Source organism: Paenibacillus sp. FSL K6-2862, from assembly GCF_038005125.1.
Classification (GTDB): Bacteria; Bacillota; Bacilli; order Paenibacillales; family Paenibacillaceae; genus Paenibacillus; species Paenibacillus illinoisensis_A.
The window spans coordinates 3,709,784-3,730,246 of the sequence record NZ_JBBOSN010000001.1 but is presented as its reverse complement, the minus strand read 5'-3'; the positions used below and the strand labels follow the sequence as shown (position 1 = coordinate 3,730,246).

Sequence of the window (20,463 nt, the reverse complement as noted above, 5' to 3'; positions counted from 1 at the left end):
TTTTATCTATACAATTTCTAGTTAAGCTCCGTGGAATTACACATTAACAAATGTCTACATGAATGAATACATATCATAATTATGTTAGGTATTAACTTATAAATGGTGTGTAGATGAAGAAACAGGAGTATTGGTCGGTTTTATTGTGCATTTTTCCGAAATAAGGTTACATATATTGACGTTCGATAGGACTAAAACTATCATAATATTCAATTAAGAGTTCATTCATTCTTAATTTAGTAGGTAACCTTAAGAAGAGATGGAGTGATGAAGTATATGACTAAAGGAAAGGAGAGGGAAATCTACCGGGACATCAAACTGGCGATCACACAGCACAAGCTGCTGCCGAACTCCCAACTGGTGGAGGATGCACTGGCCGAAGCTTTTGAGGTCAGCCGCACTCCAATCCGAAACGTGCTGAGAAGGCTCGAAATGGAGAAGCTGGTCACGGTTATACCTTACCGGGGAGCTTTTGTCTCTTGTCCTAGTGTTGATGAAGCAAGAGAAGTTTTTGAAATGCGTAGGGTTATCGAAACCTCAATGGTCCGAAAGTTATGCGCAACCGTGAAGCCGGAGCAGTTATTCCCTATCGAGACTCTGATCCGGGAGGAGCATCAGGCTAGCCATGAAGGCGATATCGTTGGCGCATTGGATGTCACGGTTGATATACACCTTAAGCTGGCAGAACTATCGGATAACTATTACTACTATCATTTTCTCGAGGAGTTGATCTCGCTCACCTCTGTCATCATCGCCTTGTATGGGACGGATCAGAGCTTCTGCCATGATCATATAGACTTGCTAGCGACGATTCAGCAGCAAGATGGTGAGCAGGCAGCTCGCATTATGACAGAGCATCTCTGGCAAATCGAACGTTCGCTAAATTTTACAGAAACGGCGCCCAATGTCCTGAATTTTAAAGAGATCTTTCAAAAGTGATTTTTTTTGGATAGGATTGTATCCAATTTTGGATTCTAAATTACCTGAAAATGCATCCAAAGGAGTGGAGAGATTTGAACAAACGGTCATTCATGCTGGGGTTAATGGTGGTGGCATCGTCTGTGCTTAGTGCTTGCGGCAGTGGAGAGAACGAGGAATCAGCAGCTGAAAGTGGCAATACCATTACGATATCGCTCATGCACAGGTATCAGGAATCTAATATCGGCAAAAGTCCGGAGGATACCGCAGTACTTGATGGACTGAAGCGGTTCAGGGAAGATTATCCGGATATCGAGATCATAGAGGAGCAGCTTCAGAACGAGGACTATTCCATTAAGGCTCAGGCACTGGCAGCGGCTGACGATATGCCTGATGTATTCATCGTACCCGGCTCATGGATGACCAATTTTGTGGACAATGAAATCGTACGCCCTTTGGACAAGGAATTGGACAAGCGCCTTGAATGGCGAGACGGTTACCGTGCTGGAACACTGGATGCCGGAACCCGTGAAGGCCAAATTTACGGGATACCCATTGCAGCAGGGCCTACGCATCTGATCTACTATAATGCTGATATGTTCGAAAGCATCGGCTACGACCAGTTTCCCGTGAGCTGGCCTGATCTGATGGATGCCGGAGACAAACTGGCCGAAAAAGGCATTAACCTGTTCTCATACGGAGACAAGTCCAAAGGATATGCCATGTCCAGCTGGATCAGTGCGTTGACTGATCGGATCAACGGCCCGGAATGGACCGAGTCCATTTTGAACGGTGATGGTGCCAAATTTACCGATGAAGGTTTCATACAGGGAATTGGCATCATGAGTGAGCTGGCGAAAGCCGGTTATCTGAATAAGGACCTGAATTCTGTCGACAACGACACCATGGTTAACTATTACTTTGAAGGTCGATCGGCTGCCTTTGTCAGCGGAATCTGGTCAGCAATGAATATCGTAAACAATGCACCGGATGGGATTAAGGCGAGTACACAAGTTGCCGTCTTTCCGGGGGTCGAGAACGGACTTGGCAATCCACTCAGTTCTTCCGGAGGCGCCGGTGTCTATTATAGCGTTAACTCTGGGGTAGAAGCCGGAGAAAAGTTAGACGCCATTATGACGATGCTAGAATATATGACCGGTTCGGATAGCGCCAAGCTAATGGCAGAAGTCGGAGGATTCCCGGCCTATGATCCCGGAGACTTCGATACTGGGAAGCTGCATCCGGTAGCCCTGGCTGCTTACGAGGCCAGCGCGGCAGCTGACGCGACTAAAATCTTTGACCTCTGGTTTGATGCTTCGATCGTAGAAGTGCTAAATACGGGGATTCAAGGTGTAATGGCTGGTTCCAGAACACCCGAGCAGCTGGCTGAGGAAACTCAACAAGCCTATGAGACTTTTTTAAATCAACCCTAACTTATTATTGAAGGAGTGAGAACATGGGCAAGGCGCTGCGACCGAAAGGCTGGGTGCTTGTGGCATATCTGCTTCCGGGTCTACTTATCTATTCATTTGTCGTGCTGGTTCCCATACTTGCTGCTCTTCGAGACAGCTTCTACTCCTGGACAGGAGGTCCCAAAAAAACGTATATCGGCATGGGAAACTACAAGGAAATTCTTCAGGATGATGTGTTCTGGCATTCCTTTCTGAACAATGTGCTGATGACAGCTTATGGCTTGATTGGACAAGTAGGGTTCGGTTTTGTTTTTGCTTTGCTGCTGATGTCCAAGATGGTAAAACTGAAAGGGCTGCATCGGACAATGAGCTATTTCCCCTCTACACTTGCCCCGGTAATTATCGCTTTTCTATGGATGCTGGTCTACAACTATAACTACGGTTTACTTAATGCCGGACTAACCAAGCTTGGCCTAGGTGCATTGGTGCAATCCTGGCTGGATCTGACGGGACCAATCGTTCTGCTGGCCTCCATACCTCTGTCTTGGCAAAACATCGGGTTCTTCACACTGCTTATGCTGGCAGGCTTATCGACAATCAATAAGGAAGTTCTTGAGGTTGCTGAACTGGATGGAGCAACAGGTGTGCGCAAAGCCTGGTATATCATCATTCCTTTGGCCAAACCTACCCTGGTCGTTGCTTCACTGCTCTGTATTGCCAACAATATGCGCGGGTTTGAGCATATCTACGCACTGACCGGGGGCGGTCCGGGCAACTCTTCCTCGGTGATGGCGCTATACGCGTATGAAACGTCTTTCCTGCGTTTCCGGTATGGATATGGTTCTGCGCTCGCCATAGCCATCATTACGCTCACTATGCTTATGATTCTGCTATCCACACTTTTACTCCAGCGCCGTAATCACTCCAAGGGAGGTGCGTAAAAATGGAGTTACAACTGGAACTACAATCGCAGCGCAGTCCCCGTCGGTTCCTTCCCAATCCAGCCAAGCTGGCCGTGAACGCCTTATTACTGCTCTTTACCGCGAGCTGTATCATACCGCTGCTCTGGATCGGTTATTCATCATTGAAAACACAAGCAGAATTCGCCAACAATATTCTTAGTCTGCCAAGTGCACCGCAGTTTAGTAATTATTGGGAAGCGATTAAGCTGACGAATATGCTGCAGCTATCGTGGAACAGTGCTCGGGTCACCTTCCTGTCCGTCATTGGCATTACGGCAATTGCATATGTAACAGGCTATATTACGGCCCGGCTGGACTTCAAGGGGAAGAGAGCAATGATCTTTTATTACCTTTTCGGTATGCTGGTACCCATTCACGCTCTACTTGTTCCCATCTACCTGTTATTTAAAAATTGGGGGCTGGCAGATCAATGGTATACGCTCATCATCCCCTATATTGCCTTTAACCTTTCTTTACCAATTATGCTGGTCAGCAGCTACGTGATGGGCATTCCAAGAGAAATTGAGGAAGCAGCAGCAATCGACGGTCTTAGCTTCAGTGGAACCATGTACCGTATCATCCTGCCGATAGCCGTACCTGTACTGACAACGGTCGCAATTCTACAATTTTTCTCCTGTTGGAATGAATTTTCATTTGCTCTCGTCCTGCTGAATGATGAGTCGCTGCGCACGGTTCCGCTCGGGATGTCCTATTTTAAGTCCCAGCACAGCACCAACTATCCACAGCTTATGGCCGGAATGATATTATCGATGCTGCCTGTCACGATTATTTATTTTGTATTCAGTTCACGGATTATTGCCGGCGTTATGGCGGGAGCTATTAAGGGATAATCACTAAAAATTCATCGTTCACGGAGGGATTACTATGCTTACTTTTGATTCCAATCAAGAACAACCACAGAAACGGACACCAGATCGTACCAGATGGAATGAATCCTTTTATCGGAGGTCAATGGAACTGCCAGATGAGCTTCTGATTGGTGCCATTGATAGTCATGTACATGCAGGGCCAGTGTTGAACTCTAACCCTGGGCATCTGGACCCGATTCAGGTAGCGCAAGAAGCTGCAGCTGCAGGCATGAGGAGTATTGTGTACTATGATGTATTCGGCTGGGCCTCAGGGATGGCCTGGGTAGTGAACCGTCATGTACCGGGCATTCACACGTATGGGGGTTATTTGATGAACTCCTGCCATGCCGGTATGAATCCGCGTTCCGTAAAAACCGCACTACATCTGGAAGAGGGCTGCCGCTTCATCAGCTTCGGTTCACATTGTACACGCCATTCAGCTGAGCGTGAGTCCACACTGATCGATGGCAAGCTTGTTCCGTTTAAGGATGCCTATCCGAAATTTGTGGAGAAAGAGCTGTCTGTGGCGACGTCGATACCGCTGGAAGGTCCTGTTCCGGAAGCGCTGGATGAGATCTTAAGCATGGTGGCAGAACATCCGGAGGTCTATCTGAATACGGGTCATGTATCTGTGCCGGAAGCGCTCCGTCTGCTGGACCTTGCAGAACAATACGGCATAGCAAAGGTGTTAATCGCTCATCCCGTCCGCGGACAAATGACAATCGAAGAGCAAAAATCGGCTGCAGCCAGGGGTGCTTTTTTAGAAGCATGCCTTGTGGATTGGCTGTATCCTGATGTCCCCCGGACCCATTACTATGTAGAACGAGAGTACATGGATATGGGAGCTGAACTCGGCAGATTCTCGAATGCGACAAAATGGATGAATACCATCCGTGAAGTGGGAATCGATCAGTTCGTTCTTGGTACGGACTATGGGATCCGTGCGGCCTCAACGCCTGTGCAAGGGATGAGAACAATGATTGCCAGCATGCTCGATTATCAATTCTCTCCGGATGATATTTACCGGATGGTAGCGACAAATCCGGCAAGGCTTATCGGCATGAACACATAGAAGATTGCTGGTGTGCTGTTACAACCTTACGTATGGATAAGGAGGAGCGGAGCATGAAATCCGCAACATCGCATGATCTAGTCATTACAGGCGGAACGATCGTTACGGAAGCAGCCGTTGAGCGAAAGGATATCGGTATTAGGAATGGATTGATTGCTGAAATCGCAGATAACATGGATCCTTCGGGGGCCCAAATCATTGATGCACATGGATTGACCGTGATGCCCGGTGTTATTGACACTCATGTACATTTTAATGAGCCGGGTCTGGAATCCTGGGAAGGATTCCAGACGGGTTCCGCTGCTCTGGCTACCGGAGGAGGAACGTGCTTTCTGGATATGCCGCTCAATGCTGTTCCTCCTACAATTACAGTTCGTGCACTTCAGCAAAAAAGAGACCGCGCGGCAGGTAAAACGTATGCGGACTATGGATTTTGGGGCGGACTTATGCCTGGTTATCTTAAGGAGCTGCCGCTGTTGGCAGACGCCGGAGTCATCGGTTTCAAAGCCTTCATGTCTTCTCCGGGGGACAAGGACAAGGACGGATTTCGTCGGTCAGACGACGAAACCCTTAGAGAAGGGATGAGAATGATTGCGGAGACAGGCAAGCTGCTGGCACTCCATGCTGAACATGAGCCTACTATTGCAAGACTCACTCGTGAAGCCCGCAGATTGGGGAGGTTTGACCCGGCGAGCTATACAGCTTCACGTCCGATAGAGGCAGAGGTGGAAGCAGTGGAAACGGCGCTGCGTTATGCAGCCGAGAGCGGATGCCGATTGCATTTTGTCCACATTAGCAGTGAATCTGCTGCAAAACGAATCCGTGAAGCCCGGCTAGCAGGAGTCGATGTAACCCTGGAGACTTGTCCGCACTATCTATGTCTGACCGATAATGATTTTGCAGTCATGGGTGCTGTAGCGAAATGTGCACCTCCACTGCGTAATGCGGAAGAACAGGGGAAGCTATGGGACAGGTTACAGGGAGGCTGGTTCGACTTTTTATCTTCGGATCATTCACCCTGCCCAGCTGGCATGAAGACAGGGGATGATATGTTTGAAACGTGGGGCGGCATTGCCGGTGTACAGAGCACGTTGGAGTTGATGCTGGATGAAGGATATTTGAAAAGGGGGGTTCCGCTTCCGCTGCTGGCGCGTCTGTTGTCTGGTGCACCAGCCGAACGATTCGGACTGGATCGGGCGAAGGGACGCATTGCACTGAACTGCGATGCCGACCTGGCCCTGGTTGACCTAAATGCTCCCTACACACTTAAAGCATCAGACCTCTATCAGAAGCATCGTCATTCCCCTTACATTGGCCGCAGCTTTGGCTGTAAAGTTAAGATGACACTGCTGCGAGGCCAGTTGACGTATAGTGAAGGTTCGCCATTTCCTAACCGAGGTACCGGGAGGGAATTCAGTATCGTCTGCCCGGGAGAGGTGAACATAAGTAGCTAGTCATGCTTGATCTTGAAAAGAGCACGTCCCATTTCAAGGAGGGAAAGCAATGACCGCAAAAGCTGGTAGATTGTCTGCCGTTCAGGAAGATCTTCTCCGATTGGTTCAAGATATTCCACGAGAGCAAATGCAACAATATGTCGACCGCTATATTGGCAGCCTGCTTACAGTAGAAGGTTATGACCCTGAGCTTCTACAGACACTGGAAACGTACGCAATTTGTAATGGCCACATCAATGAAATGTCCTCCAGGTTGTACATTCACCGCAATACAGCGGCTTACCGGCTGGAGAAGTTGGAACGGCTCATAGGTATTCCGCTTAAAGAAACCGAAAACCTGTTGCTGCTAAATTTGGTGTTCCTGTTCCGCCGCCTGCTTGATGCAGAAAAAGCCAATGCGTCTGCCAATGGTCTTCTTACTCTGGACTATCGAAGCCATTATCGCACATCATAATTCCAATAAGAAAGGTGAAAGAATAGAAAGAGAAAAGGCGACTCTAACCGTTTTGAACAGCGGAGATCAGAGTCGTCTTTTTTGGCATTCATTGAATTGAAACCCTGGATTTCAAATTCAGAATATGATTATTCATCAATAATTCTTAAGGATATGTCATTGTATCAAGCACGAAGAAACCTTACTTTTAAATAACGATGGAAACGCTAACAAGGCAGAAAGAGTGGTGTTTTAATATGTGCTAACTGTAATTTCACCTTGCAATGTAATGACAAATTCAGGTTGGGAAGGTTGTAGATCCTCGGCGTTACATGAGGATAGATTAGTATTTCCTTTTTATTCGATTGCCACTTGAGAATCCAAATTCATTCATCGGGTTACGACACCAGTCGCTCGCCTAAGTATAAAAAGGAGGATATATATGAGAAAATTTGCAATCATTCTGCTTATCGGAATATTCGTGACAGTGATCACCGCCTGCTCAGCAAACAGTGATCAGGCAGCGGAAAATTCATCGGGTAATGGAGAAATTTCCGGTGACCTTACCGTATTTGGGTGGGGCGGCGGCGAGGAGCTCCAGTCTCGAAAGGAAGCCACCAAAATTTTCAAAAAATTGTATCCAAAAGTGAAGGTACATGAAGTTTGGCTCCCGGCAGATAACATCGATGTCAAGCTCGATGCAGCTCTGGCTGCAGGAAATGCCGGTGATGTGATCATGATGTCTCCAGACTGGAAAGGGTTGAGATCCAAATGGTTCGAAGATTTAAACCCTTATATTGAGAAGGATCAACTGGACCTCGAGGCTTTGTTAACACAGGGGGTTGATGGGGGATATGTCGATGCGGACGGAAAACGCGAAGGGATGCCAACAACCGCTTCTGATTTTATGATTGCTTATAATAAAGACATTTTTGACAAGGCGGGGCTCCCGTATCCAACGAATGACTGGACTTGGGATGATTTTTCGGCAACAGCCAAACAGGTCTCCTCGGGTGAAGGTGCCAATCGGGTCTATGGCATTGTGTCCCACTGGATCTTGCAGAGCTTCGCTCCTTTTGTATACGGCGGGATGCCATATAACGAGGATTGGAGCAAACAGACTCTGGATGATCCCGATACCCTGAAGGGGTACCAGTTGTTCGGAGACCTGGTGAATGCAAAAGCAATGCCAGATGATGCAGCCGCCAAGAGCATGCCTATGGACCAAATGTTCGCTGCAGGTAGAGCTGCGATGTATCCGCTAGGTGTATTTGAAGCTTCGACGATCGCCAAAAATATCGGTCCCAATTTTCAATGGGGTATCGTGATGCCTCCAAAAGATCCATCCGGTAAAACCGTCAACATTAAATTCCAGACAGGCTTCGCCATGAACAAGGACTCCAAAAATAAGGAAGCAGCGTGGGCTTATATTAAAACGGTCTCCCTGAATAAAGAGGTCGGAGATCTGTACAGTAAGGTAAATCTTCCTGCGGCAAAAGAATCAGCGGACAGTACTTTTGCCAATTTGAAAATTGAAGGCACAGATATCTCCATGGTGGATTTCGTAACAGGGTTGCAGGATGCCATAACTTTCCCGTGGGGTGGCTCCATTGCAAAGGCGGGGGACCTCTATGAGCAAACCTGGCAGCAGGTCACCGTTCAAGGGAAATCCGCAGAGGAAGCGGCCAAAGCCTATACATCCCAAATTCAGTCCGCTCTCGACTCCATTCATCAGAGTAAATAAACGAATAATGATTACCTGGTTACAACGAGGGGGAGCGATCTTCCCCCTTCTATCCTAAACCGGTCTCAATAGGAGGCAGCTTTGGAGGCGAAAGAATGAAGGCGCGAAACAACCGCATTGCAAACAGGGAGGAGAAACAATTCTTCCTTTTTATCTCGCCATGGCTTTTAGGTTTTCTCATATTCACCTTATATCCAATGGGTTATTCTATCTTTTTGGTTTTCACCGATATGGATATGACCGGCTCAGGCCAATTTGTTGGCTTAGATAATATCATCAGGGCCTTTACACAGGATCCACTTTTTTACCGTTCTTTGTTAAATACATTATATTTTGTGTTGGTTTCTGTTCCGGCCAGTTTACTCATGTCGTTTCTGATTGCTCTTCTGCTCAATCAAAAAATAAAGGGAGTTGGTTTTTTCAGGACCAGCTTCTATATCCCGTATATCACATCAGGGGTTGCGGTTACCTTGCTTTGGGGCTGGATTTTTAATGCCCAGTTTGGCTTTATCAATTATTTCCTTTCTCTATTCGGTATTACCGGTCCTAACTGGTTAAGCGATACGAAATGGGCCATGCCGGCGATTATTATAATGGGGATCTGGACCATCGGGAATTCCATCATCATTACACTGGCGGGGCTGCAGGATATTCCGGAAGCCTTATATGAGAGCGCTGAGATTGATGGAGCGAGCAGTTTCGTTAAAATTACGCAGATTACCCTGCCGCTAATCACGCCAACGCTTTATTTTAATCTGGTTATGGGAATCATTGGTGGTTTCCAAATCTTTATGCAGCCTTACATTCTGACCGAGGGTGGCCCCAGCTACTCCACCTACACGTACATGATGCATATTTATAACAGCGGATTTAAATACAACGAGATGGGTTATGCATCAACGCTGGCCTGGTTATTGTTCGTCGTTATTATGATCATCACGCTCATCGTAAACCGGACTTCCCGACACTGGGTTTATTACGATAACTAAAATTTGGGAGGTGCAACCATGGAGGCTTATTACAAAAGTAAAAAAAACAGCGGCCGGATTAAAGTCAGCCTGAGTTATGTGATATTGACGATCATTGCAGTCGTGTTTATCTTTCCGTTTATATGGATGCTTTCAACCGCCTTTAAAATCCCTTCGGAAGCCTATACGCTGCCTCCCAAAATCATCCCGGAAACGTTTACTTGGGATAACTTCATTCAGGGCTGGCAATACGCGGATTTCACCCGTTATACATGGAATACCTTAATCGTAACAGGACTTGCGACGATTGGAACGGTTCTTTCCGCTTCATTCGTAGCATATGGCTTTGCACGGTTTAAATCTCGATACAGCGGATTGTTATTTACAGTCGTGCTTGCTACCATGATGCTCCCCAGTCAGGTCACTCTCGTTCCTACGTACCTCTTGTTCACCAAGCTTGGTTGGCTCGATACCTTGATGCCTCTTATCGTTCCGTCCTTTTTTGGGGGAGGTGCGTTTAACATTTTCCTGCTGCGGCAATTCTTCAAAACGATTCCGAAAGATTTGGATGAAGCCGCATATATCGACGGTGCCAATGCATTTCAGATTTATTACAAAATCCTGCTGCCTGCAATCAAACCGGCTTTGATTACGGTCGGTCTCATGTCGATAACCTTTCACTGGAATGATTACATGTCTCCGCTGATTTATCTGAACAGCGATCAGAATTTCACACTCGCTATCGGTTTGCAGTTCTTCCAGAATTCTTTTGGCTCCTCGCAAATACAGATGCTGATGGCCGTTTCATTAATTACCGTTATTCCTGTGCTGATCCTCTTCTTCATCGGACAGAGATATTTTATTCAGGGGATTACCATGACCGGAATCAAAGGATGACCTTTTCGGAATCTGCTGGGCCGGGAGTTAAGTTACTCGCGCGTTTGTGGAATTTCTTGGGTGATGAACCGGTCATTTGTTTGAACTGTCTGCAAAAATGCTCCACATTGCGGTAACCGCACCGGTCTGCAATCTCCGCAACCGTATACTGATCATGCCTGAGATATTCTTTGGCTAGGCGAATCCGGCTGTGAATAACATCATCCATACACGAGAGGCCAAACAATTTTTTGTAAATCAACTGCAGGTATCCCGGACTGATGCTAATAATTTTAGCCATTTCCGATATGGTCCAGGGGTGGCTTGGATTGTTATGAATGGCCGCACGCAGCTTTAAAAGGTTGTAGTGCTGAGGACTAATTTCCTCTTGAAAGTAAGACTCCAGCAGTTTGTTGAACAGGGTTCGGAGCAGACAATCAATGGAGGATTCTCTGTAATCCTTATTGAATGAATTCTCTACGACGAGCAGCTGGAACAGCTTGTGGCAATATTCAGGATCATCCAAAGGAAAAGGCTTGCCATAGGGAAGCGAAGTTTCGGTTACGTAAGGTTCATCGCTTGCAAAGCGGATCCAGTCATTAATATATTTCCCTGCGGAAGCCCGATAGTAAATTTTTTGATGGGGCTCGAAAAGAACAGCACAATGAGGAGGGTATTCCTTGAGTTTTCCATCTACCCAGAACTGAGCGGGAGTCTTTGTAATGACCAAAAGCCAGCAGGGATGTCCTTGGGGAATATCAAAAACAAAATTGCTATGATGTGCTGCGTCATTTTCAACGTAAAATATATTTGTCATTGATTTTCACCTATATCATGTAAGTTTGTTAGATGGACTATTTTTCTATTATACCGAATTCATTTTCGATTCATATTGCTTAATTACTTTGACGAGGAGTGTAGCTTTTATGAAAAAACAGGGGTTAAATCCATATCTCCCATCCTGGGAGTACGTCCCTGACGGTGAGCCTTATGTATTTGAGAATAGAGTTTATGTGTACGGTTCGCATGACCGGTTTAACGGACATGTCTTTTGTCTAAACGACTACGTATGTTGGTCGGCGCCTGTGGACGACCTCGGGAATTGGCGCAATGAAGGCGTAATCTACCAAAAGGCAGATGATCCGCTTAATCCGGGCGGCAGTATGTGCCTTTACGCCCCAGACGTTACGCTTGGTGCTGACGGACGATATTATCTTTATTATGTGCTGGATAAAGTGCCGGTTGTTTCTGTGGCTGTATGCGATACACCTGCAGGCAAATTTGAATTCTACGGATACGTGAAATATGCGGATGGCACTCGACTGGGGGAAAGGGAAGGGGACGAGCCCCAATTTGATCCAGGCGTGCTGACCGAAGGAGAGCGTACATATCTGTATACCGGATTCTGTGCGCCCGGAGACCGATCGAGACACGGTGCGATGGCAACGGTGCTTGGTCCCGACATGCTCACGATTGTGGATGAGCCCGTATTCATAGCGCCGAGTCAGCCATACAGCGAAGGCAGCGGATTCGAAGGACATGAATTTTTCGAGGCTCCTTCCATCCGGAAAAGAGGGGAAACCTACTACTTGGTTTACTCCTCCATTGTCATGCATGAATTATGTTATGCTACCAGTAAATTTCCTAACAAAGGGTTTGAATATCAGGGTGTAATCATAAGCAACTGCGATCTACATATTGACTCCTATAAACCAGCTGACAAGCCGATGTATTATGGCGGGAACAATCACGGCAGCATCGTTGAGATCCATGAAGACTGGTACATTTTCTATCACCGCCATACCAATGGGGACGCATTTAACCGTCAGGGCTGCATTGAACGTATCTCTTTTGACGAGCATGGATTGATATCTCAGGTAGAAATGACTTCCTGCGGCGTGAATAGGGGCCCTCTTGTAGGAAAAGGGGAATATCCCGCTTACCTTGCATGTAATCTTTTTGCAAAAGATGATCAAATGTATACCGGTGGTTTTGGAGGAGGTGCGTGGCTGGACAGCCGCTTTCCGAAGATTACCCAGGATGGGCGAGACGGTGATGAAGAGGTCGGATATATTGCCAATATGGTGGATTCAGCCACAGCAGGTTTTAAATATTTCAATTGTGATGGGATTCGCCAGGTCACGGTGAAGGTCCGCGGATATTGCAATGGAGAATTTGAGATTAAAACCGCATGGGACGGTCCTGTACTGGGAACGATTCCGGTCCATTTTACAAATGAATGGAAAAAATATACGGCTGACATTACCGTTCCAGACGGCAGGCAGGCTTTGTATTTGACTTATAGAGGATCAGGAGGCGCGAGCCTGGCTTCTTTTACATTAGCATAACGGATACCACAGATTGATTGAAACATCGTTAAGACAAGGCAAAGCAGCTGCTGGTAACCCGGCAGCTGCTTATTTCATGTGGAAAGGTTCTTCAATCACCGAGATGCTCGGCTGCAGCAGTCCGCTGGGAATGGATGCGAAATTCGCTTGGCGTGATGCCCGTCCATCGCTTGAACTGACGGCTGAAATGCGCATTGGTCTTGTACCCCAGCATCATCGCAATATGGTCAATGTTCAGGTCTGTTTGTTTTAACAGCCGCTGGGCTTCGTTCAGAAGGGTTTCTGATAAAAACTTGCGCGGGGCTGTACCATATACCTCCCGAAAGATCCGGTTGATCTGTGAAGGGCTAATGTTCAGTGACTTCGCGATGTCTTGGATCCAGGTTCGTTCGCTCTCCCGAACGTCACCATGAAGATGGATATATCTTACGGAGTCCTCAATGTGCTCGGCAATTTGGTGGGCGATGGTTTCTTTTCTCGATAAGGTAACGGATGCGTTCTGAGATAACTGGCCAACCAGGGAGCCGAGCAGTTCGAATACGGCGGCATGGACTTTCATCTGTTTGGAGGAAGACAACGGCATGGATAAGTGTTCTGTAGCCAGATCATACAAGGTACACAGTGAAGAGGACAGTCCTGAAGCCAGGCTCGAATCTGCCGGATAATAAATGTCCTTACAGCGGTTGAGTTCTCTGCAGAAGGAGGTATCGTGTACGCTGAAATGAACAGAAAAGTATGTGAAACCCTTCGGTCCGGCACCTGTGCAGGAGTGAGTCATACCCGGACGGATAAACAGAAGGTCTCCAACGGATTGACTGTACGACTGACCGTTGACCACCATGTTCATCTCGCCGTCCAACATCCAGTGAATTTCATACATGGAATGCTCATGAGACGGATACGTCCAGTTGGAATCTACTTGTCTTGCATGCAGTCCCAACAATTGAAAAGACATGCGAACATCGGGCAGACGGCCTAAATATACGGCTTCTGAAAGTTTGGTCACAGCTACCTCCTCGTAACGCTCTGTATTCCAAATACGAATAGATTTATTTTAACAGAAAAATAATGCGTGAAAAGGGTAAGTCGTCGGAGTGATAAGTCCATCGTCATGAAACATCGCTGGTGCTATGGTAATGTTATCAACCCGGTAGGGAGATAGGGGGCAAGCTGGAATGAGAATTATTCGATTTTTGGATGGACAACAGAAGTGGTTGGCAGCCGTTACGGATGATGAACAAGCGTATCGTTTGCCGCAAGCAGATTTTATGACTTTAATCTATCAGGCGAGGGAGAAGGGTGTTACTCCGGTTCAATGGATTGAAAGCGCTCTTAAACCGGTAAACAAGCTGACCGATGATTGGACTTCTCTGCACCTGATCACACCAGTCGATGCACCGGAAGTGTGGGCAGCAGGTGTGACATATCAGCGGAGCCGGGAAGCGCGGAATTATGAAGCTACGGATGGAAAGTTGGATGCGGAAACTTTCTACGATAAGGTCTATGACGCAGAGAGACCGGAGATCTTCTTTAAATCCACAGCAGCCCGGACTGTCGGGCCGAATGAGGCTGTCACGCTGCGCAGCGATTCTACTTGGCAGATCCCGGAACCTGAGCTGGGATTGGTGCTTGCCGCGGATGGCAGCATTGTGGGATACATCGCCGGAAATGACATGAGCTGCCGCGATATCGAGGGGGAAAACCCGTTGTATCTGCCACAAGCCAAAATATGGCGCAATTCCTGTTCCATAGGTCCAGCTATTCGACTAGCGGAAACGGTGAAGAATCCCTATGAATTCAGCATTGTCTGCCAAATCTATCGGGATGAATCAATGGTTGTTAAAAGTGAAGCGAGTACGAGTGAATTAAACCGCAAGCTGGATGAACTGGTTTCCTTTTTGGCAAGGGATAACGATGTGTATGACGGTACGGTACTTTTGACAGGCACTAGCATCGTGCCTCCGAATGATTTCACCCTTGAACCAGGAGACCGCATTGAAATTTCCATAAGTGATATCGGAACACTGATCAATCCTGTCATTACAAACTAGTTTAGAAGGAGGATGAATGCGATGAGCGCATTTCAGTTAGAGCAGACCTATAACAATTTTATTAACGGGGAATGGGTAAAACCAACGTCCGGATCGACGGAACCGAGCATTAATCCGGCGAATCGCAAAGAAATCGTGGGTTATGTGCCAGCCTCGGGTGTAGAGGACCTGAACAATGCAGTCGCAGCGGCAAAAGAAGCAGCGAAGGCTTGGCGGAACTTAACGGGTGCGGAACGGGGGAATTATCTTTTTCAAGCTGCTAATGTGCTGGAGCGCCGGGCCGACGAGGTGGCAGAAGCCATGACCAGAGAAATGGGGAAGACATTCCCGGAAGCCAAGGGAGAAACGATGCGCGGCGTCGCCATTTTGAGATATTACGCAGGGGAAGGCATGCGAAAAACGGGTGATGTGATTCCCTCCACGGATAGGGAGGCACTAATGTTCACAACCCGTGTGCCGCTTGGCGTAGTAGGTGTAATTGCACCTTGGAACTTCCCGGTGGCTATTCCCATCTGGAAAACGGCACCGGCTTTGATCTATGGCAACACGGTTGTATTGAAGCCAGCTCAGGAAACGGCGGTTACGGCTGCCAAGGTTTTGGAATGCTTTGAGGAAGCCGGCATCCCGGCTGGTGTTCTCAATCTCGTAAGTGGAAAAGGCTCGGTAATCGGCTCCGCACTTGCTGAACACCCCGATGTAAACGGGATAACTTTTACTGGTTCCAATGAAGTCGGGAAGCGGGTCGGCGCTGCAGCACTTGCTCGTGGAGCCAAGTATCAGCTTGAAATGGGTGGCAAAAACCCGATTATCATCGCGGCAGACGCTGATTTGGATTTGGCTGTTGAGGCCACCATCAGCGGCGGCTTGAAATCAACTGGCCAAAAATGCACGGCCACCAGCAAGGTCATTATTGAACGAAAAGTATATGATGCCTTTAAAGAAAAACTCCTGTCGCAAATCCAGGAAATCCGTCTGGGTGACGGGATGTCTTCCGGAAGCTGGATGGGTCCATGTGCGAGTGAAAGCCAGCTGAGTACCGTGCTTGGTTACATTCAAAAAGGACAGGATGAAGGTGCCGTACTGCTCGCTGGAGGAAAAAGACCGGACAATCCTGAGCTCGCAGAAGGATTTTATGTACAGCCGACCGTATTTGAAGGTGTCGAATCGCACATGTCCATTGCCCGGGAAGAAATATTCGGCCCCGTTCTGGCCCTGATTCCTGTGGATTCCTTGGAAGAGGCCATCGCGTCGGCAAATGACAGCGATTATGGTTTGAGTGCTTCAATCTATACACAAAACGTTGGGGCCATGCTGTCCTTCATCCGGGATATGGATGCCGGACTCGTAAGAATTAATGCGGAAACTGCCGGCGTAGAACTGCAGGCACCGTTCGGTGGAATGAAGATGTCAAGCTCGCATTCCAGAGAACAGGGGCAAGCGGCCATCGAGTTTTTTACGGCGATCAAAACAGTCTTTGTGAAGTCATAAACTGTGGGAGGCTACCATGTACGAACAGATAATGTCGATTATGGGGGAGAAGGAGTCTAGCAGCTATGATATTATAGCGCATGCTCCAGGGGCAACAGGACGTCTGCCTTTAACCGATGATTTGCTGCGGAATGCTCCAAGCGGCGACTTGTTCGGCATGTCCCAGAATGTCGGAATGGGCTGGAAGCCTGGAGAATTGAACGGAAAACAGTTTCTGATCTTAAGTACGCAGGGCGGTATCCGCAATGAAGATGGCAGTCCCGCAGCTCTTGGCTACCATACGGGACACTGGGAAGTCGGTTTGCTGATGAAAGCTGCCGCAGAAGAAATATCGAGCCACGGAGGAATCCCGTTTGCTGGCTATGTCAGCGACCCTTGCGACGGCAGGTCTCAAGGAACAACCGGCATGTTCGACTCACTGCCGTACCGGAACGATGCCGCGATGGTATTCCGCAGATTGATTCGATCCCTGCCCACGCGAAAAGGCGTGCTCGGCGTTGCAACTTGTGATAAGGGATTACCCGCCATGATGCTTGCACTTGCAGGTATGCCGCAGCTGCCAGGAGTTATTGTTCCCGGCGGCGTTACGCTTCCGCCTACCGATGGGGAGGATGCAGGTAAAATCCAAACCATTGGCGCAAGGTACGCGAATGGAGAGCTCTCTCTTGAAATGGCATCGGAGCTAGGGTGTCGGGCCTGCGCTACACCGGGCGGCGGCTGTCAGTTTCTAGGGACCGCGGCAACCGCCCAGGTGGTAGCAGAGGCGATGGGCATGACGGTGCCGCATGCCGCTCTGGCACCTTCAGGGCAGCCCATCTGGTTCGAGATGGCGCGCCAATCTTCGCGTGCACTGATCAACATGGAGTCCCAAGGGATTAAGATGGCAGACATTGTTACAGATGCGTCCATTCGCAATGCCATGGTCGTTCATGCCGCGTTCGGCGGATCTACCAATCTACTTCTTCACATCCCGGCTGCTGCCCATGCAGCGGGTTTAACTGTGCCAACGGTACAGGACTGGATACAGGTGAACAAGAACGTTCCAAGACTGGTTAGTGCTCTGCCGAACGGACCGATCTTCCATCCGACCATACGGGTTTTTCAGGCCGGAGGTGTTCCTGAGGTTATGCTTCACCTTAGACAGCTTGGCCTGCTGGATGAATCTGTACTTACAGTAACAGGTGCGTCACTGGGTGAAGTGCTGGATTGGTGGGAATCGTCGGAACGTCGTCATCTCATACGCAAGCAATTGAAAGAGAAGGACGGGATTGATCCGGACAGTGTGATCATGAGCAGAGAGCACTCGCAGCGTCTTGGGATTTCTTCGACCGTGACCTTTCCAACCGGGAATATCGCGCCAGAAGGCTCTGTCATCAAATCCACATCCATTGATCCTGATGTGCTGGATGAGCATGGCGTGTATCGGCATCGTGGCCTGGCAAAGGTATTTACAACTGAACGCGAGGCAATCCGTGCCATTAAGACTGGCGGGGTTCTGGCTGGCGACGTTGTTGTACTGCTCGGTCGTGGACCTTCAGGAACCGGGATGGAGGAAACGTATCAGCTTACTTCTGCGCTCAAGCATTTGTCTTTTGGGAAGTATGTTTCGCTCATCACCGATGCCCGCTTCTCGGGAGTTTCAACCGGAGCATGTATTGGCCATGTTGGGCCCGAAGCACTGGCAGGGGGGCCCATTGGCAAACTCCGAAACGGCGACTTGATTGACATCGTTGTGGATCGGAGCAAGCTGGAGGGCAGCGTGAACTTCATTGGTGAAGGAGATACGGAGTTTTCGCCGGAAGAAGGAGCTATCATTCTGGCTCAAAGGACCTTCCATCCAGATATGCGTCCTGATGAAAATTTGCCAGATGATACCAGACTGTGGGCTGCGCTGCAAGCTGTCAGCGGCGGAACATGGAGAGGGAATATATATGATGTAGACCGGATCATAACTGCCCTGGAAGCCGGCAAAAAAGCACTGGCATGGTGATGCATTTTTATCATTTGTTGTATCTGCCATTATTTTAATACCGGAGGTTGCTTCTATAATGAATATGATTACCAACCCCATTCTTCCCGGTTTCCATCCCGATCCGTCCATATGCAGGGCGGGGGAAGATTATTATATCGCCACTTCCACCTTCGAATGGTTCCCGGGTGTACGAATTCACCATTCCCGGGACCTAGTTCATTGGCGGCCGATAACTTCTCCGCTGACCCGCAGCACTCAGCTGAATATGGAAGGAAACATTAATTCCGGAGGGGTATGGGCGCCATGCCTTAGCTTTGACAACGGCGTATTTTACCTGATCTACACAGATGTCAAAAGCCGTGTAGGGGCTTTCAAAGATACTCACAATTACCTTGTGACCGCAACAGATATCGAAGGGCCATGGTCCGAACCGGTTTTTCTGAACAGCAGCGGGTTCGATCCTTCCTTGTTTCACGATGAAGATGGTCGCAAGTGGCTGGTTAACATGATCTGGGATCATCGGAAGGGCAAAAATCGATTTGCAGGCATCGTGTTGCAGGAGTACTCTGTTCAGGACCAAAAGCTGATCGGACCTGCCATTAACATTTTTAAGGGAACAGAACTGGGGCTGACAGAAGCGCCTCATCTATATAAATACAAAGACTATTATTACTTGATTACGGCTGAAGGCGGTACGGGTTATGAACATGCCGTTACGGTTGCCCGCTCTCGTTCCCTGCAAGGTCCTTATGAAGTTGATCCGGCGAATCCAATTCTTACTTCATACGGCAGGCCGGAATTGACTCTGCAAAAGGCCGGTCATGGCAGTCTTGTCGAAACTCACACGGGTGAATGGTATATGGCTCATCTGGTCGGAAGGCCAGTTCATGAGAAATTTTGCATCCTAGGACGTGAGACTGCTCTTCAACCGTGTACGTGGAGCGATGAAGGCTGGCTGAAGCTTTCAAACGGTGGTCGGCATCCGGAGGTTTCGGTGCCTGCACCGAAAATCTCGTCGGTTCCATTTGAACCGGCACCCGAAATGGACCAATTCGATCAATCAGAGCTCCGGAACGATTGGAATACCCTTCGTATCCCACCAGATCCATCTTGGCTCAGCATGACGGAACGTCCTGGTTACTTGCGCTTGCGCGGGATGGAGTCCATGAGCTCGACACACAGACAAAGCATGGTTGCCCGGAGGCTTCAGGATTTCAGGTGTGAAGCTGAAACTTGCCTGGAATTTGCCCCGGACCATCCACAGCAAATGGCAGGACTAATACTGTACTACGATACCAAAGACTATCTCTATTTACGGGTCACCTATCATGAAGAGAAGGGAACGTGCTTGGGAATTCTTCAGTCGAGATACGGAATATACGATGAACTGTTGGAGGATATTCCCTTGAAATCAGTGAGTCGGATTCGGTTGAAGGTGGCGTATGAGTATGACCGTGCCTGCTTTTACTATGCATGTGATGATGAACCATCCTGGTATCCTGCAGGTGGATGGTTGGATGTCACACATCTGTCCGATGAATCTCCGGAATACATCCGGTTTACAGGAACATATATTGGTCTCTGTGTGCAGGATCTTGGCGGTACCCGCAAGCATGCTGATTTTGATTACTTTTTGTATAAGAAAACAAAGAACGAAACGACATAAATGAACCGATTCAATGCTGAATTAAGACCTTTGTAGTAAACAGGTGAGGACCAACCTTGAAGTTGCGAAGTACTTAACAGATGACTCCTGTATTCTTCAGGGGTCATTTTTTTTTTAGCTTTGACATCTGCCAAGCTGCTGATCTGGTGGTCTGCTATATATCTCCAACTTACGCAAACCAGAAATAACCTATAATTTGTCAGGTTTTAGCTAAATGAATAATATAGTAA

Annotated in this window: 17 protein-coding genes; 15 read left to right on the top strand and 2 right to left on the bottom strand. The window is 48.1% G+C overall.

The annotated features are described in order from the left end of the window. Window positions 1–276: 276 nt before the first annotated feature. The 10 genes from MHB82_RS16810 to MHB82_RS16765 all read left to right on the top strand — a co-directional run bounded on the left by MHB82_RS16810 (window position 277) and on the right by MHB82_RS16765 (window position 10,729). Window positions 277–939 carry a GntR family transcriptional regulator gene (locus MHB82_RS16810; RefSeq protein WP_341175354.1) on the top strand — a complete coding sequence of 221 codons (663 nt, stop codon included), beginning with the start codon at window positions 277–279 and terminating at the stop codon, window positions 937–939. Between the two features lie 74 nt (window positions 940–1,013). After that, the gene (locus MHB82_RS16805; protein ID WP_341175353.1) at window positions 1,014–2,351 is read left to right on the top strand and encodes an ABC transporter substrate-binding protein; all 1,338 of its coding nucleotides are present in this window, start codon (window positions 1,014–1,016) and stop codon (window positions 2,349–2,351) included. A 23-nt stretch (window positions 2,352–2,374) separates the two neighbouring features. Further along, window positions 2,375–3,271, top strand: a complete 897-nt coding sequence (locus tag MHB82_RS16800) for a carbohydrate ABC transporter permease (RefSeq protein WP_341175352.1) — start codon at window positions 2,375–2,377, stop codon at window positions 3,269–3,271. Between the two features lie 2 nt (window positions 3,272–3,273). Next, complete coding sequence (locus MHB82_RS16795; RefSeq protein WP_095357708.1) at window positions 3,274–4,143, top strand: carbohydrate ABC transporter permease; 870 nt, start codon at window positions 3,274–3,276, stop codon at window positions 4,141–4,143. A gap of 34 nt (window positions 4,144–4,177) precedes the next feature. Next, the gene (locus MHB82_RS16790) at window positions 4,178–5,233 is read left to right on the top strand and encodes a DUF6282 family protein (RefSeq protein WP_341175351.1); all 1,056 of its coding nucleotides are present in this window, start codon (window positions 4,178–4,180) and stop codon (window positions 5,231–5,233) included. A 53-nt stretch (window positions 5,234–5,286) separates the two neighbouring features. After that, entirely contained in the window at window positions 5,287–6,687 is a 1,401-nt protein-coding gene (allB, locus tag MHB82_RS16785; protein WP_341175350.1) for an allantoinase AllB, read from the top strand. 49 nt (window positions 6,688–6,736) lie between these two features. Beyond that, window positions 6,737–7,141 carry a PucR family transcriptional regulator gene (locus tag MHB82_RS16780; protein ID WP_110822939.1) on the top strand — a complete coding sequence of 135 codons (405 nt, stop codon included), beginning with the start codon at window positions 6,737–6,739 and terminating at the stop codon, window positions 7,139–7,141. Window positions 7,142–7,562: 421 nt separating this feature from the next. Continuing rightward, window positions 7,563–8,864 (top strand): ABC transporter substrate-binding protein, encoded by a 1,302-nt coding sequence (locus MHB82_RS16775; RefSeq protein WP_341175349.1) that lies wholly within the window; start codon window positions 7,563–7,565, stop codon window positions 8,862–8,864. Window positions 8,865–8,959: 95 nt separating this feature from the next. Then, on the top strand, window positions 8,960–9,853 hold the full coding sequence (locus MHB82_RS16770; protein WP_341175348.1) for a carbohydrate ABC transporter permease: 894 nt from the start codon (window positions 8,960–8,962) through the stop codon (window positions 9,851–9,853). 18 nt (window positions 9,854–9,871) lie between these two features. Beyond that, complete coding sequence (locus tag MHB82_RS16765; RefSeq protein ID WP_258377870.1) at window positions 9,872–10,729, top strand: carbohydrate ABC transporter permease; 858 nt, start codon at window positions 9,872–9,874, stop codon at window positions 10,727–10,729. Here the strand turns inward: MHB82_RS16765 and MHB82_RS16760 are convergent. Next, the gene (locus MHB82_RS16760; protein WP_095357715.1) at window positions 10,719–11,525 is read right to left on the bottom strand and encodes a helix-turn-helix transcriptional regulator; all 807 of its coding nucleotides are present in this window, start codon (window positions 11,523–11,525) and stop codon (window positions 10,719–10,721) included. The two genes, MHB82_RS16765 and MHB82_RS16760, sit on opposite strands and share 11 nt — an antisense overlap. Before the next feature lie 109 nt (window positions 11,526–11,634). Between MHB82_RS16760 and MHB82_RS16755 the strand changes: the two genes are divergently transcribed. Then, entirely contained in the window at window positions 11,635–13,056 is a 1,422-nt protein-coding gene (locus tag MHB82_RS16755; protein ID WP_341175347.1) for a family 43 glycosylhydrolase, read from the top strand. A gap of 91 nt (window positions 13,057–13,147) precedes the next feature. Here MHB82_RS16755 and MHB82_RS16750 read toward each other — a convergent pair whose 3' ends face one another. Beyond that, the gene (locus MHB82_RS16750) at window positions 13,148–14,062 is read right to left on the bottom strand and encodes a helix-turn-helix domain-containing protein (protein WP_095357717.1); all 915 of its coding nucleotides are present in this window, start codon (window positions 14,060–14,062) and stop codon (window positions 13,148–13,150) included. 169 nt (window positions 14,063–14,231) lie between these two features. Here MHB82_RS16750 and MHB82_RS16745 point away from each other — a divergent pair, with 169 nt between their 5' ends. From MHB82_RS16745 to MHB82_RS16730, 4 genes are read left to right on the top strand one after another with little or no spacing between them, the layout of a single operon-like run. Continuing rightward, on the top strand, window positions 14,232–15,107 hold the full coding sequence (locus tag MHB82_RS16745; protein WP_341175346.1) for a fumarylacetoacetate hydrolase family protein: 876 nt from the start codon (window positions 14,232–14,234) through the stop codon (window positions 15,105–15,107). A 21-nt stretch (window positions 15,108–15,128) separates the two neighbouring features. Continuing rightward, window positions 15,129–16,595: an alpha-ketoglutaric semialdehyde dehydrogenase GucD gene (gene gucD, locus MHB82_RS16740; protein WP_341175345.1), complete on the top strand. Its 1,467-nt coding sequence runs from the start codon at window positions 15,129–15,131 to the stop codon at window positions 16,593–16,595. A gap of 16 nt (window positions 16,596–16,611) precedes the next feature. Next, window positions 16,612–18,585, top strand: a complete 1,974-nt coding sequence (locus MHB82_RS16735) for a YjhG/YagF family D-xylonate dehydratase (protein ID WP_341175344.1) — start codon at window positions 16,612–16,614, stop codon at window positions 18,583–18,585. Between the two features lie 58 nt (window positions 18,586–18,643). Further along, window positions 18,644–20,233 carry a glycoside hydrolase family 43 protein gene (locus tag MHB82_RS16730; protein WP_341175343.1) on the top strand — a complete coding sequence of 530 codons (1,590 nt, stop codon included), beginning with the start codon at window positions 18,644–18,646 and terminating at the stop codon, window positions 20,231–20,233. The last annotated feature ends 230 nt before the right edge of the window (window positions 20,234–20,463 follow it).